At 33.0% G+C, this 14,546-nt stretch carries 14 protein-coding genes and 1 riboswitch; of the genes, 10 read left to right on the forward strand and 4 right to left on the reverse strand.

The window, feature by feature from the left end:
* Positions 1-102: 102 nt before the first annotated feature.
* On the forward strand, positions 103-951 hold the full coding sequence (gene sagB / locus QMO72_RS05395) for a peptidoglycan release complex glucosaminidase SagB (RefSeq protein WP_103267143.1): 849 nt from the start codon (positions 103-105) through the stop codon (positions 949-951).
* Positions 952-1,216: 265 nt separating this feature from the next.
* Here the strand turns inward: sagB and QMO72_RS05400 are convergent, their stop codons facing one another.
* Positions 1,217-2,143 (reverse strand): osmoprotectant ABC transporter substrate-binding protein, encoded by a 927-nt coding sequence (locus QMO72_RS05400; RefSeq protein WP_103267142.1) that lies wholly within the window; start codon positions 2,141-2,143, stop codon positions 1,217-1,219.
* A 180-nt stretch (positions 2,144-2,323) separates the two neighbouring features.
* Between QMO72_RS05400 and QMO72_RS05405 the strand changes: the two genes are divergently transcribed.
* From QMO72_RS05405 to ribH, 5 genes are all read left to right on the forward strand, one after another.
* Entirely contained in the window at positions 2,324-3,793 is a 1,470-nt protein-coding gene (locus tag QMO72_RS05405) for an FAD/NAD(P)-binding protein (protein WP_103267141.1), read from the forward strand.
* Positions 3,794-3,987: 194 nt separating this feature from the next.
* Positions 3,988-4,121: riboswitch (FMN riboswitch) on the forward strand.
* A gap of 162 nt (positions 4,122-4,283) precedes the next feature.
* Entirely contained in the window at positions 4,284-5,327 is a 1,044-nt protein-coding gene (gene ribD / locus QMO72_RS05410) for a bifunctional diaminohydroxyphosphoribosylaminopyrimidine deaminase/5-amino-6-(5-phosphoribosylamino)uracil reductase RibD (RefSeq protein WP_103267140.1), read from the forward strand.
* Between the two features lie 6 nt (positions 5,328-5,333).
* Positions 5,334-5,966 carry a riboflavin synthase gene (gene ribE / locus QMO72_RS05415; RefSeq protein WP_103267139.1) on the forward strand — a complete coding sequence of 211 codons (633 nt, stop codon included), beginning with the start codon at positions 5,334-5,336 and terminating at the stop codon, positions 5,964-5,966.
* A gap of 12 nt (positions 5,967-5,978) precedes the next feature.
* Complete coding sequence (ribB, locus tag QMO72_RS05420; RefSeq protein ID WP_103267138.1) at positions 5,979-7,160, forward strand: 3,4-dihydroxy-2-butanone-4-phosphate synthase; 1,182 nt, start codon at positions 5,979-5,981, stop codon at positions 7,158-7,160.
* 12 nt (positions 7,161-7,172) lie between these two features.
* Positions 7,173-7,631: a 6,7-dimethyl-8-ribityllumazine synthase gene (gene ribH, locus QMO72_RS05425; protein WP_073504181.1), complete on the forward strand. Its 459-nt coding sequence runs from the start codon at positions 7,173-7,175 to the stop codon at positions 7,629-7,631.
* 111 nt (positions 7,632-7,742) lie between these two features.
* Here ribH and QMO72_RS05430 read toward each other — a convergent pair whose 3' ends face one another.
* Positions 7,743-8,744: a proline dehydrogenase family protein gene (locus QMO72_RS05430; RefSeq protein ID WP_103267137.1), complete on the reverse strand. Its 1,002-nt coding sequence runs from the start codon at positions 8,742-8,744 to the stop codon at positions 7,743-7,745.
* Between the two features lie 266 nt (positions 8,745-9,010).
* On the opposite strand from QMO72_RS05430, the gene QMO72_RS05435 reads away from it, so the two are divergent.
* The 3 genes from QMO72_RS05435 (at position 9,011) to QMO72_RS05445 (ending at position 11,543) form a co-directional block, all read left to right on the forward strand.
* Positions 9,011-9,835: an alpha/beta fold hydrolase gene (locus QMO72_RS05435; protein WP_103267136.1), complete on the forward strand. Its 825-nt coding sequence runs from the start codon at positions 9,011-9,013 to the stop codon at positions 9,833-9,835.
* Between the two features lie 202 nt (positions 9,836-10,037).
* Positions 10,038-10,994 (forward strand): L-lactate dehydrogenase, encoded by a 957-nt coding sequence (locus tag QMO72_RS05440; RefSeq protein WP_103267135.1) that lies wholly within the window; start codon positions 10,038-10,040, stop codon positions 10,992-10,994.
* 147 nt (positions 10,995-11,141) lie between these two features.
* Positions 11,142-11,543 carry a transcriptional regulator, SarA/Rot family gene (locus QMO72_RS05445; protein WP_069823788.1) on the forward strand — a complete coding sequence of 134 codons (402 nt, stop codon included), beginning with the start codon at positions 11,142-11,144 and terminating at the stop codon, positions 11,541-11,543.
* Between the two features lie 134 nt (positions 11,544-11,677).
* On the opposite strand, the gene mnmM is transcribed toward QMO72_RS05445, so the two are convergent.
* Together mnmM and mnmL are read right to left on the reverse strand one after the other, a co-directional pair.
* Positions 11,678-12,241: a tRNA 5-(aminomethyl)-2-thiouridylate-methyltransferase MnmM gene (gene mnmM, locus QMO72_RS05450; protein ID WP_103267134.1), complete on the reverse strand. Its 564-nt coding sequence runs from the start codon at positions 12,239-12,241 to the stop codon at positions 11,678-11,680.
* A complete protein-coding gene (gene mnmL / locus QMO72_RS05455; protein WP_069823790.1) occupies positions 12,238-13,191 on the reverse strand; it encodes a tRNA modification radical SAM protein MnmL/YtqA in 954 nt (317 codons plus the stop codon). The genes mnmM and mnmL overlap by 4 nt, the downstream gene beginning before the upstream one ends.
* A 108-nt stretch (positions 13,192-13,299) precedes the next feature.
* Between mnmL and QMO72_RS05460 the strand changes: the two genes are divergently transcribed.
* Positions 13,300-14,469 (forward strand): MDR family MFS transporter, encoded by a 1,170-nt coding sequence (locus QMO72_RS05460; RefSeq protein WP_103267133.1) that lies wholly within the window; start codon positions 13,300-13,302, stop codon positions 14,467-14,469.
* The last annotated feature ends 77 nt before the right edge of the window (positions 14,470-14,546 follow it).

The raw sequence follows: 14,546 nt of genomic DNA on the forward strand, positions 1-14,546 counted from the left end.
ACGTTCATCTATTTAGTGTTAGAATTTATAATTGGATAGCCTTAACGTAATATACATAGTCGCTGAGGTTGCATTCTTAACTTTTACCTACGAGGTGTGAAAATGACGAAGCATAAAAAAGGCTCAATATTATCAATTATTGGTTTATTGGTAATTTTAGGTGTAGCTGCGGTCATTGTTTTCTCAATGATTTCAGATCAAATATTCTTTAAAGATGTTGACGAACAAGAAAAAGTAGAAAATCTTAAAGTAAGTTTAGATAAAGCATCTAAAAAACAAATTGATAATTACACGAGTCAACAAGTTTCAAGTAAAGATAATAAAACCTGGAGAGATGCGTCATCTACTGAAATTAAAGAAGCGATGGACAGTAAAGCATTTATCGACAGTGATAAACAAAAATATCAATTTTTAGAATTAGATAAATATCAAGGAATTGATCAAAACAGAATAAAACGTATGTTAATAGATAATCCAACATTATTGAAGCATACAGATGATTTCATACAGGCAGCTAAAGAAAAGCACGTTAATGAAGTATATTTAATTTCACATGCGTTACTTGAAACGGGTTCAGCAAAAAGTGAACTGGCAAGTGGTGTAGAAATTGATGGGAAAAAATATTATAACTTCTTTGGTGTTGGTGCTTTAGATGAAGATCCAATCAATACTGGTGCAGAATACGCTAAAAAGCATGGTTGGGATACACCTGAAAAAGCAATTAGTGGTGGTGCTAACTTTATTCATGAACATTTCTTATCACATAAAGATCAAAACACACTTTATAGTATGAGATGGAATCCTAAGAATCCTGGGGAGCATCAATATGCTACGGATATCAAATGGGCAGAAAGTAATGCTAGCTTAATGGCTGATTTCTACAAAAACATGAAAACAGAAGGTAAGTATTTTAAGTATTTTGTATATAAAGATGATGAAAAACATAAATAATAAATGATTTGAGATTGATAGAACATGTTCTATCAATCTTTTTTTATCAATTTCATAATAATTAAAAAACGCTTAGTAGTTAGCTACTAAGCGTTTTAATTATTATTGCGCTTTATTTTTCTGTCCGATAAGTATGAACAGCATAAGTGCGGAGATAAAGACTTTTAAAATGAATTTCATATAATCACTTCCTCGTCTATGGACATATTTTACATTAAACCATCATTGAAATAACAAAGTAACAATTTCATCAAAATAACAAGATTTATTCATGATCAAAGTAATCGTGTTGCTTTAAGAAGTCGTTAGCCACTACTGCAGGTTCTTTTCCTTCACCGTCAGCCTCGTAATTCAACTTTTGCATTTCTTTTGTATCAATTTTATTATCTAACTTTTCTATAGCTTTTTTTACTTCAGGATGTTTTTTTAATAATTTGTTTGGTGCCACTGCACTCGCGTCATAAGGTGGGAAGAAGTTTTTATCATCTTTGAGTACAACTAAATCATAGGCCGAAATTCTACCATCAGTAGTATAACCCAAGGCTACATCTAGCTTTTTGTTTTTTAATGCATCGTATACTAAACCAATTTGCATCGGTTTTAAGGAATTAAAACCGAAACCATAATGTGATTTAAAAGGGGCATACCCATCGCCGCCTCTTTTGATCCATGTCGTATCAGTACCTACGTTAACTTCATTTTTGATTTTTTCTAAATCTGATACTGTATGTAAGTCATATTTTTGGGCAGTTTCTTTAGTCACCATAAAAGCGAATGTATTCTCAAACCCGTATGAATTAAAAAATGTTTGGTCAAATTTTTGTGTGAAACCTTTTTGGGTTATTTGCATAGCTTTTTTAGAGTTAGTCATCGGTTTTTGTTCAAGCACTCCTGATAAATCGGTACCAGTATAACGTGTGCTCGAGACATCAGCATCACCATTTAGTAATGCGTTGTGTTGTATAGTTGCAGAACCCAGGTTATTAATGATAGAACCCGTTATCTTTCCTTTGGTGTCATGTTCAATGAGTTCTTTTAACATATAAGCCATAATTTGAGATTCGCTTGTGGCTAACGCAGATATTTTAACTGATTTTTGTGACTGGCCTCCGCTTAGGCCTGGCAAATCGCAGCCCGCTAATAATACCGTGCTTATAATTAGTGAAAATAAAATACGTTTTAGAAATCTCATTATTTGTCCCCTTAAATTAAATTGAAAAATAATTATTTTATTACATTAATTTAAGATTACCATATTTAGCAAAATATTATAACAGCAAGTAGCTACATATGTATGCCACTCATTAAAATGTTATATGATAGTAAACATTGCTATAATAAATATAAAATAACATTAGTTAGGATGTGTAAAATGCGAATAGCGATTATTGGAATGGGCACGGCAGGTGTTAGTTTATTAAAAGAGTTAGTGAAATATGATGAATTTTCAAATATGCAAGTAGATGTATATGATAATCCTAAAAATATGGGGCAAGGTGTACCGTTTCAAAATGACAGTGATCAACTCTTAATTAATTTGCCAGCAGCTCAGATGTCTTTGAATTTAGATAATAAGCGCGAGTTTTATGAATGGTATGAGCAGCAGTCGGAATTCAAGTTTTCTAATCCCGAATATTTACCGCGATTCATTTTTGGACACTACATGAAGGATTACGTGGAGAAATATAATCAAAATTACGATAATATTCATGTAATCAAAAAAGAAGTGTCTGAAATATTTATTGAATCTGATATAGGAAAAACAGATGTTAATTATTATGTTTGTACGTCAAAAGAGATGGCTGATTGTAAATTATACGACGTCGTCTTTGTAACTATCGGAACATTATCCTATCATGACCCTTATCAACTCAAAGGGACACAAGGATATATACCAACACCATATCCAACTTATAATACTTTAGATGAAGTGGAAGATACAGACCGTATTGCTATTATAGGAACAGGTTTAGCTAGCTTAGATGTTATCCGTTATGTGACAGCACACCATCCTCAATTACCTATTACAGTGGCAAGTCGTAAAGGTAACTTACCTAGTGTAAGGGGGGAAATGCCTAATGTTGAATTTAAGTATTTAACGCCTGAACATTTTAATGAACTTAAAAGTGAAAATTTTGGGAATGTACCTTTAGATGCTGCTTTAGATTTATTTCTGAAGGACTGTAAACGTTATGACATTCCTATGAGGGCATTAATACATCGCAAAGTGAATGATCCTATAAAAGATTTGACCTATGATTTAGAACATCCAGAAGAATTGGGTAAGTTTCAAAGTATGTTAGAATTAGCGAAAGAAAATTTAAATTGGATATGGAATAGTTTTAGTCGTGAAGATCAAAAGAGATTTTTGAAGGATTATCAAGCGATATTAAAAGAAAATTCTAATCCTATGCCTCCACGTACAGCGAAGTTAATCATAGATCACTTGCAAAACGGAATTATTGAAATACAAAGTGGCTTAGAAGATGTATATCATGACGAAAAGCAATTTTGTTTTAAATATAGTAATCGAGCGGCTGATGTAGAAAAATTTGATATCGTCATTAACGCTACAGGTTCTAAAACTCAACTTTCTGACCTTGATAATGATGACCAACTCGTTATAAATATGGAAAACAGACAAGTTGTTCAAGCGCACCCACTTGGTGGTATTCAAATTGTGCCTGAGACAAACCAAATTATAAGTCCAAGGTATGGAACGCTAAAACGTATGTATGCCTTAGGTCAATTGACTAATGGCATCAATCAATCACGAAATGGTGTAACGATGATAGTTAAGCAAGCTGTGACTGTCATTAATCAATTGTTAAATCCGAAATAAATGGGTTAATTCGTTGTATGGCTGAGTAGCAGTATAAATTTTCGGTGTATAATAAATTCGAATTTTTAAAAATTATAATAAAAAATAAAGCCGACTTAGATAATAAGAATTGTTATTTTCATAAAAATGTAGTACTATAATTAGGTAACTTATTAAATGGTTACTTGACTCAATTATCAATTACAATTTCATAGATATTCTTTCGGGGCAGGGTGAAATTCCCAACCGGCAGTAAATTAAGCCTGCGACCTGCATCTGTTAATACAGATGTGGCTGATCTAGTGTGAATCTAGAGCCGACAGTAAAGTCTGGATGGGAGAAAGAATGACGTATAACAAAACAACACTTATTATGTGTTTATTTGGCGTACACTTATTTTGGTAATTTCGTGTAAGTGTATTTAGCTATAAATAGGCATTGTTATATCGATAAATCCCACACCTGAAATTTTTAAATTTTAGGTGTTTTTTTATTATTTAGAGGTGATAAAGTGAGTCAATATTTAAATTATGCTATTCAATTAGCTAAAATGGTTGATGGTCAAACAGGTGTGAATCCTCCGGTAGGTTCTGTAGTAGTTAACAATGGGCGTATCGTTGGTATGGGTGCACATTTGGAAAAAGGCGATAAACATGCAGAGGTACAAGCTTTAGACATGGCTCAAGATAAAGCAAAGGGTGGCACAATTTACATTTCATTAGAACCATGTACACATTATGGTTCGACACCACCTTGTGTGAATAAAATTATTGAGCACGGTATTCAAAAAGTAATCTATGCCGTAAAAGATACAACATTGCCTTCAGAAGGTGATGAAATATTGAAGCGTGCTGGGATAGAAGTTGAATTTCGTCAAAATAGCGAAGCCGAAGCATTATATAAAGACTTTTTTATAGCGAAGTGTAATGAGGTTCCTAATGTAACTGTAAAAGTATCATGTAGTTTAGATGGCAAACAAGCGACTGATCAAGGTCAAAGTAAATGGATTACTAATAAAGCTGTAAAGCAAGATGTATTTCAATTACGGCATACGCATGATGCAGTGTTAACAGGGAGAGGAACACTTGATTCAGATAATCCTCAATATACGACACGTATTGAAGAAGGAAGTAATCCTGTAAGAATCGTCTTATCAAAGTCTGGCCAAATTAACTTCGAATTAGATATGTTTAAAAATCCTAATGAACCAATATGGATTTATACTGAAAATGAAACTTTAAAAACTCATATTGAACAAGTTAAAGTGATTACACTAAAATCATGTTCAATCAATGAAATTTTAAAAGATTTATATAAAAAAGGAATTGGAAGGTTGTTGGTAGAAGCTGGGCCAACTATAACTTCTGAATTTCTACAATCAGATTTTACGAATGAACTTGTCTTATATTATGCCCCGAAAATTATAGGTGGTTCTGGAAATTATCAATTCTTTCAAACTGAAAATGTTTTTGATTTATCAGAAGCACCTCAATTTGAAATTATAAATTCCCAAATGATTGAGCAAAATATCAAATTAGAGTTGCGAAAGAAGTGATGACACATGTTTACCGGTATTGTTGAAGAAATAGGTACTATAAAAAAAGTGACGACACAACAATCTGTGGTTAACTTAACGATTGATTGCCAAACGATATTAGCAGATATGCATATTGGTGACTCGATAAGTGTTAACGGTGCATGTTTAACGGTTGTTGATTTTGATAATCGTTCGTTTTCAGTTCAAGTGATTAAGGGAACTGAAAATAAGACATATCTCAATCAATTGAAACAATCCGCAGAAGTGAATTTAGAAAGAGCGATGAGTGGACAAGGTCGGTTTGGAGGCCATTTTGTTTTAGGACATGTTGATGAAGTTGCCAAAGTGACACGCATACAATCATCTAATAATTCTAAAATTGTAACTATTAAACCATCTACGAATTTAATTAAACAAATGGTCCAACAGGGTTCTATAACAGTTGATGGTGTAAGTTTAACGATTTTTCAATTGAAAGATACTGAATTTGATATTCATCTCATTCCGGAAACACGAAGATCCACTATTTTAAATCTAAAACGTATAGGTGATCCTGTGCATATTGAGACGGATATGTTGTTTAAATATGTAGAGAAAATAGTCGGTAATAATGGTGCAGGATTAACTTCAGATAAACTTAAAGCGTTTGGATTTTAGGAGGGCAAATATATGAAATTAGACAGTATAGATACTGCACTTAAAGCACTTAAAAATGGCGATAGTATCATCGTTGTAGATGATGAAAATAGAGAAAATGAAGGCGACTTAGTTGCTGTGACTGAATGGATGAAGGATAATACAGTTAATTTTATGGCTACTTATGGTAGAGGATTAATATGTGCACCTATAAGTCATAGCATAGCTGAAAAATTAGATCTTAATCCAATGGTAAATCACAATTCTGATGTATATGGTACACAGTTTACAGTCAGTGTGGATCATGTTAATACAACGACAGGTATTAGCGCGGTAGAAAGAACGATGACAGCGAGAGCGTTAATAGACGATCACGCCACATCTAATGATTTTAATAAGCCGGGCCATTTATTTCCTCTAATTGCACAAAATAATGGTGTTTTAGCAAGACGAGGACATACTGAGGCTTCAGTTGATTTAGCAACATTAAGTGGGGCTAAACCAGCAGCGTTAATATGTGAGATAATGAACGAAGATGGCTCAATGGCTAAAGGTGAAGAGTTAGAAAGATTTAAAGAAGAACATCAACTTGTGATGATTTCAATTGAAGATTTAGTGAAATATAGACAGGCTTCTTCATCACACTTAGAAGCAAAAGCTAAAGTTAAAATGCCTACAGAGTATGGAGAATTTGATATGTATGGCTTCACAACAGCAAACAGTGATGAAGAACTTGTTGCAATTGTGAGCGGTGAGATTAAAGAAACGACAAATGTGCGTATCCATTCAGCATGTTTGACTGGCGATATATTCCATAGTCAAAGATGTGATTGTGGTGAGCAATTAGCTGCCTCTATGAAATATATAAATGAACATGGTGGCGTTATTTTATACTTGCCACAAGAAGGTCGTGGCATAGGCTTGATTAATAAATTAAAAGCTTATGAGCTTATTGAACAAGGTTATGATACAGTAACAGCCAATATTGCCTTAGGCTTTGAAGAAGATTTAAGAGATTATAAAGACGCTGCACAAATTCTAAAATATTTCGGTATTGAAAAAGTGAATTTGTTAAGTAATAATCCTAAGAAATTTGAAAGCTTAGAAATATATGGCATAGATATTGCGAAAAGAATTGAACTCGTAGTGCCAACAAATAAACACAATCAAGATTATATGGATACAAAAAAAGTTAAAATGGGTCATTTAATATAGGAGGTCATTGGAATGAATTTTGAAGGTAAATTAATAGGTTCAGATTTAAAAGTTGCAGTTGTAGTAAGTAGGTTTAATGATTTTATTACAAATCGTTTATTAGACGGAGCTAAGGATACGTTAGTGCGTCACGAAGTACCTGAAGGTAATATTGATGTTGCATATGTACCTGGTGCATTTGAAATTCCTTTAGTAGCAAAAAAATTAGCTCAAAAAAATGAATATGATGCAGTTATCACATTAGGCTGTGTGATAAGAGGTGCTACATCTCATTATGATTATGTATGTAATGAAGTGGCTAAAGGTATCTCTAAAGCCAACGATGTTACAGACACACCAGTAATATTTGGGATATTAACTACTGAAAGTATTGAACAAGCTGTTGAACGCGCGGGTACTAAAGCTGGAAATAAAGGCTCAGAAGCAGCAGTAAGTGCAATAGAAATGGCTAACTTATTAAGAGAGATTTAAATCATTAAACAGTAGGTTGAAATGATTTCTATTCGCTAACTAAAAGACTTGGACAAACGCTTCGTTGTGGTTGTCCAAGTCTTTTTGTGTATCATTTGCGCACTTTAAAGATTACTTCTTAAATAAACGACTTACTAATGCAATTGTCGCACCAATTGCTGTAATACCTAGAGTGACAAAACCAGCTTTTTTGAGTACTTTGGGTTTCAAAACTTCTTTAAACATAAGATTTAAATTCTGAGGTCTTTCTGCTAACCTTCTCATAAAATAACTGAACCAATCGTCACCATAAGGTACATAAATGCAGAAGTTATTACCTTCTTTTGCAATCGTTTCTGCTAAATCAGAGCGGAAACCATACAACATTTGGAACTCATATCTGTCTCGTTCAATTTTATTATCTTTAATAAATTGTTTGATATGCGTGATGACTCTGTCATCATGCGTAGCAATAGATGTTACATTTTTGGCACTTAATAATCTTTTTTCAATTAGACGTATGTAGTTTTCGTCTATTTCTTCTTTAGTTTGAAATGCAATCGTATCTGCTTCTTTATAAGCACCTTTAACCATGCGTAATCTTAACTCTGGGTATTTGTCTACAAGTGCATCTGCTTTATATAAATAAGCTTGTATAACGGTACCTACATTTTTAAATTCGCCTTTTAAGCGATCTAATACCTGTGTAATGTCAAATAAACTATTATATTTCTCGGTATCAATATTAATATGCATATTATCGAATTCATTTGCTTTCAATAATATTTCACGTAAATTACGATAAGCAAGATCGATATCAAATTCAGAACCGAGCTGACTCAGTTTAACAGACATATGTCCATCTAAGTTATGGTTATAGATAGCATACATGACTTCTAATATTTGATCTTTTGCTCGTATCGCCTCTCCTTCAGTTACGACAAATTCACCAAGACAATCCACGGTAACTGTAATTCCCTTGTTGTTTAAACGTTCAATTGTGTCCACTAAGGCGGGGATCGTATTTCCTGCAACGACCTTATTAGCACCTAACATAGGTCCTATTTCCTTAGCGGTATTGTTTAGTAATGAATTATTAGATAATCCTATAAAAAAGTTTTTCACAATTGGCATATTAATTCCTCCCATTCTGCTTATAGCTTATGTTTCAATATCAGTGTAGCATGAATTTAAAAGTAATGAAATCGTTTGCAATAAAATATATTACACTTTAAATCGAAATATATACTCATGGTATTACTATATAACGTAGTTCTGATTTATAGTGTTTAACAAAATAAGTGTTTCACTACAAATTCTATGTTTAAAATGGAAAAAGTATAGCATATTTTGATACAATAAATGTAAGGAAATTTATGTAGAAGGGGAAGTATGGATAAATGTGGAAATGGGAAACCGAAAATGAAGCAAAAGGTGTTGTTGTGATTGCGCACAACATGCTTGAACATACGGGACGATACGCATATGTTATTACGATGCTTCGCCGTAATGGATATCATGTGATCATGGGCGATTTGCCTGGACAAGGTCAAACGTCACGTTCAAATAAAGGTCAAATAAATAATTTTGATATATATCACGAGCATATTCTTGAATGGATTAAAATTGCAAACGAATATAAGATTCCAACCTATGTGATGGGTGTTGGTTTAGGTGGTTTGATTATCCTCAATCTTCTCGAAAAAGTAGAAGTACCAATAGAAGGACTTATACTTGTTTCTCCATTATTAGAATTTAAAAAAAGCAATAAATCTCGAAAAGATAAAATTATATCTAATGTAGGAAAATTAGCTAAAGATAAGCGGTTTAAGGTAGGTATAACTGTTGAAGATTTAACTCGTAATGAAGAAGTGATAGAAGAGACGCTTAATGACCAATTAATGCTTCAAAAAGTGACATACCATTGGTATAAACAAATCACTGAGATAATGAAAGAAACAGTAATGCATTTAAAAGACGTTAACCCATTGCCGTTACTTTTGATGTATGGCCAAGAAGATAAAGTGGCTGACATTTCTACAATGAAATTAATTAAAGATAAAGTGACTACAAATGAATTATATTTTAAAGCTTGGGAAGGTTTATATCATGAAATTCACAATGAACCTGAGCGTGACGAGGTTATGAGATATATGTTAGCCTTTTTAAACAATAGTGCTAGTAACAATGGCTTTATCATTCATGATGAGCATGAGCCCTCATAAGTCAATGATTCATGTAATATACAGACACCAAACGATGTAGATATTGTTTGGTGCTTTTTATTAGATGAGGTAAAGTATTGCATAATAAAATGTGAAATAAATCACAATAACCATTGCATTAACTAGAAAAGTTTGTTATATTTTAATTGTGAAATATATCACAATAGTGATTCGTAGAAAAATATGTGAGGAGAGTCAAAATATGAAAAATGTTAAAAGTAATAAAGTTGTTTTAATTGGTGATGGCGCAGTTGGTTCAAGTTATGCTTTTGCTCTAGTTGCACAAGGTGTTGCTGACGAACTAGTTATTATTGACTTGGTGGAGGAGAAGGTTAAAGGTGATGTTATGGATTTAAATCATGGCGCACCATATGGAGATTCACCTGTAAATATCAAAGCAGGAAATTATAAAGACTGTGCAGATGCTGATTTAGTTGTTATAACTGCTGGAGCAGCACAAAAGCCGGGGGAAACAAGATTAGATCTTATAGAAAAAAATACTAAAATCTTTAAATCTATTGTTACAGAAATTATGGATTCAGGATTTGATGGGATATTCTTAGTTGCTACAAACCCAGTGGATATACTAACATATGTAACACAAAAAATTTCAGGTTTACCAAAAGAACGTGTCATTGGTTCTGGTACAATCTTAGACACAGCACGTTTTAAATATGAATTAGCTAAAGAATTTGATGTTTCACCAATGAGTGTAGAGGGTCAAATTATTGGAGAACATGGTGATTCAGAATTGGCCGTTTGGTCTCAAGCTAATATTGCGGGTCAACCATTATATGAAATGTTACATGGGGATAGTGAAAAACAACATAGAATTGAAGAAATTTTTATAAATACTCGAGATGCTGCATATGATATTATTCAAGCTAAAGGTGCAACATATTATGGTATAGCTATGGGCTTATTGCACATTACGAAAGCTATCTTAAAAAACCAAAATGTAGTGTTAACGGTGTCTAGTTATTTAGAAGGTGAGTACGATAAGAATGATGTTTATATAGGTGTACCTACTTTAATTAATCGAGCAGGAGCGGTTAAAGTGTATGAAACACCATTAAATGATGAAGAAAGCGCATTATTTGATAATTCAGTGACAGTATTAAAAGAAATGCAAAATAAAATCTCTCATATAATTGCATAATTCATAGTTTAATTTTAAACTGTGTATAAGATTAATTTTATTTAAAATTCTATTATTTATACAGGGTAGAATTTTATACTCTAGGAATGAGAGTTTTACGAATTAATTTTACATGTTTAATATTTACTATGATTGGGGGATTACTCTATGGGAAAAACACTTATTGATAATGTTGATGGAGTGTTGAGATTAGAAATGATCTTGCAAGACATCGAGGATATTTTTTCTAAAGTACAAAAGCAATACAAGATGTCTAAAGAAGAAATCTTGATTCTTTTAACACTTTGGAAAGAAGGTTCAATGACTTTAAAAGAAATGGATGACTTTGTACATGTGAAATCATATAAGCGTACAAGAACGTATAATGATTTAGTCGAAAAAGAGTGGGTTATTAAAGAAAGACCCCAAAATGACGAGCGTACAGTTATTATTCATTTTAACGAAGATTTAAAAGATCAAAGGGAAGATCTTTTGAATTTCTTCAAAGAGGAAATTGAAGCAAAAGCAACAAGTATCCAAAATAGTCTTAAATCTATCATAAACTTATAGGGAATAATTATAGGCTGGGATATGTATCCTAAACCTAAAAAAGACCAATCAGATTTTATAAATCTGATTGGTCTTTTATTTTATACAAATCATGGTTAGTGATTTTGATATGCAAGCATGAGAACAAGAACAATTTACAACCTTTTTTCTATTGCACAGATAAAAGGTGGATTGTTTTGTTGATTTATAAATTGGTATTGAAGTACATGAGCTTTATTTTGATCGAAGCATCTTAAGTATTCAATGACAGCATCTCGTTCTATTTTACCTTCTTCATGCCCATGATATATTACTAAAACAATGACGCCTTCAGGTGCCAGTATATCGAATATGGAATTAATTGCAGCAATCGTACTTTCAGGGTGCGTGACAATCGATTTATCGCCTTTAGGTAAATAACCCAAATTGAAAATCGCTGCATCTATTTGCCCATGTTCTTCTCTGGGAATATACTGTTGTACATTGTCATGACTTGCTTGAAACAATTCGACATTATGAAATTCGGCTGTTTTTTGTTGTGTATTATGGATAGCTTTTGTCTGGATATCAAAGCCATAGACTTTACCATTAGGTACTTGACGTGCAAGGAAGTATGTATCATTGCCATTGCCACATGTGGCATCAATTACAATACTTTCTTTATTAGTATGTGCAATGAGTAAAGTTTTGGCAAATGGTAGTATGCGTTCTAATTTCATGATTGAACAGTACTTCCGAAAAGTTTGCCTTGATAGGATGCTCGTCGTGCAAGCTCGTTATCAATTTCATTTAAAACTTCCCATTTATTTACACTCCACATAGGTCCGACCATTAAATCAATAGGACCATCACCAGTTATTCTGTGTACAATCATTTCTTTAGGAATGATTTCTAATTGATCACAAACCAAATGGGTATATTCTTCTTGTGACATAAATTCCAACATACCTTTATCATATTGCTTAACCATAGGCGTGCCTTTTAATAAATGCAGTAGATGTATTTTAATACCTTGAACATCCATTTTTGCAACTGTTTTAGCAGTTTCCATCATCATATTGTAATCTTCGCCAGGCAGTCCATTAATGATATGAGTACAAATATTGATATTATGCTTACGTAATTTTTCAATACCTTCATAATATGTTTGCATATCATGTGCGCGATTAATTAAATCTGAAGTTTCCTGGTGTACTGTTTGTAAACCAAGCTCTACCCATAAATATGTGCGCTCGTTTAACTCTGCTAAATATTCTACAACATCATCTGGTAAGCAGTCAGGTCTTGTACCTATAGATAGTCCTACTACACCAGGTTCTTTTAATGCTGTTTCATATTTTTCTCGTAATACTTCAACTGGTGCATGTGTGTTAGTGAATGCTTGAAAATATGCAATGTACTGACCATCATGCCATTTTTCATGCATTCTATCTTTGATTTGTCGAAATTGTACTTCGATTGGGTCGACGCGATTGCCTGCAAAGTCGCCACTTCCTGCAGCTGAACAAAACGTGCAACCGCCATGTGCTACAGTTCCATCTCTATTTGGACAATCAAAACCGCCATCAATAGCTACTTTGAAAATTTTCTGGCCAAATTTATTTTTCAAGTGATAATTCCATGTGTGATACCTTTTATTTTCGAATGCGTAAGGGAAAAATTGCCCCATATAACATTTTCCTTTCTAAAATCATTATAGTTAAAGATTTTAACATATTTTAGTGATATAGTGTTTAGTGTAAAATTAGAAAATTAAATTTAGAGAGGGGCTTAGTGCATGAACATGCCTAAATCAGTGTGGTGGTTGGTTATTGGTATGGCATTAAATATTACAGGTTCAAGCTTCTTATGGCCATTAAACACAATATATATGAATGAACAATTAGATAAGAGTCTGACAATCGCTGGATTAGTGTTAATGATTAATTCTTTTGGTATGGTTGTTGGTAATTTATTAGGTGGTAGCTTATTTGATAAATTGGGTGGCTATCGAACGATAATGATGGGCACAGTCATATGTTTAATGAGTACTACATTATTGAATTTCTTTCATGGTTGGCCATGGTATGCTGTATGGTTAGTTGCATTAGGCTTTGGTGGTGGCATGATTGTTCCAGCGATTTATGCTTTGGCAGGAGCCGTGTGGCCCAATGGGGGTAGGCAAACTTTTAATGCCATTTATTTGGCACAAAATTTAGGCGTTGCAATTGGGGCAGCTTCAGGTGGTTTTGTAGCAGAATTGAGTTTTAATTATATTTTTATAGCAAACTTATTAATGTATGTTGCATTTGCCATTGTGGCTGTAACGCAATTTAATATAAAACTTGATGTGAAAGTTAAAACAAATGATGCAATGAGTTTATTATCTAAAGAAAACAGAGTGCAATTTACAGCATTAACGCTCTTGTGTGTAATGTTTAGTATTTGTTGGATAGCATATATTCAATGGGAAAGTACAATTGCTTCGTTTACACAGCAAATAAATATTTCGATGGGCCAATATAGTTTGCTATGGACTGTAAATGGCATAATGATATTAGTCGCACAACCATTAATATTACCAATTATAAAATTATTAAAAGGCAATTTAAAATATCAAATGCTTGTGGGTATATGTATATTTATACTTTCATTCTTTGTGACGAGCTTTGCACAACAATTTTCAGTATTTATGGTAGGGATGATTATACTCACTCTAGGAGAGATGTTTGTATGGCCAGCTGTTCCCACCATCGCGAATCAATTAGCACCTAAAGGGAAAGAAGGATCTTTTCAAGGATATGTGAATTCTGCGGCTACAGTCGGAAAAGCATTTGGCCCGCTTCTAGGTGGAATCGTTGTCGATACATTTAACATGCAGGCAATGTTTTTGAGCATGATTGTATTACTAGTCATCGCACTCATTTTTTTAATGATTTATGATAGAAAGCTATCGAATGACACTTAAAGGTAAGTACACTGTTGACATATGCTTTTGACTGTTGTTCTGTTTAATATACTGATATTTCAATTTTTCCACTTGAA

Origin of the sequence: Staphylococcus casei (assembly GCF_030294405.1) — a bacterium.
GTDB lineage: Bacteria > Bacillota > Bacilli > Staphylococcales > Staphylococcaceae > Staphylococcus > Staphylococcus succinus.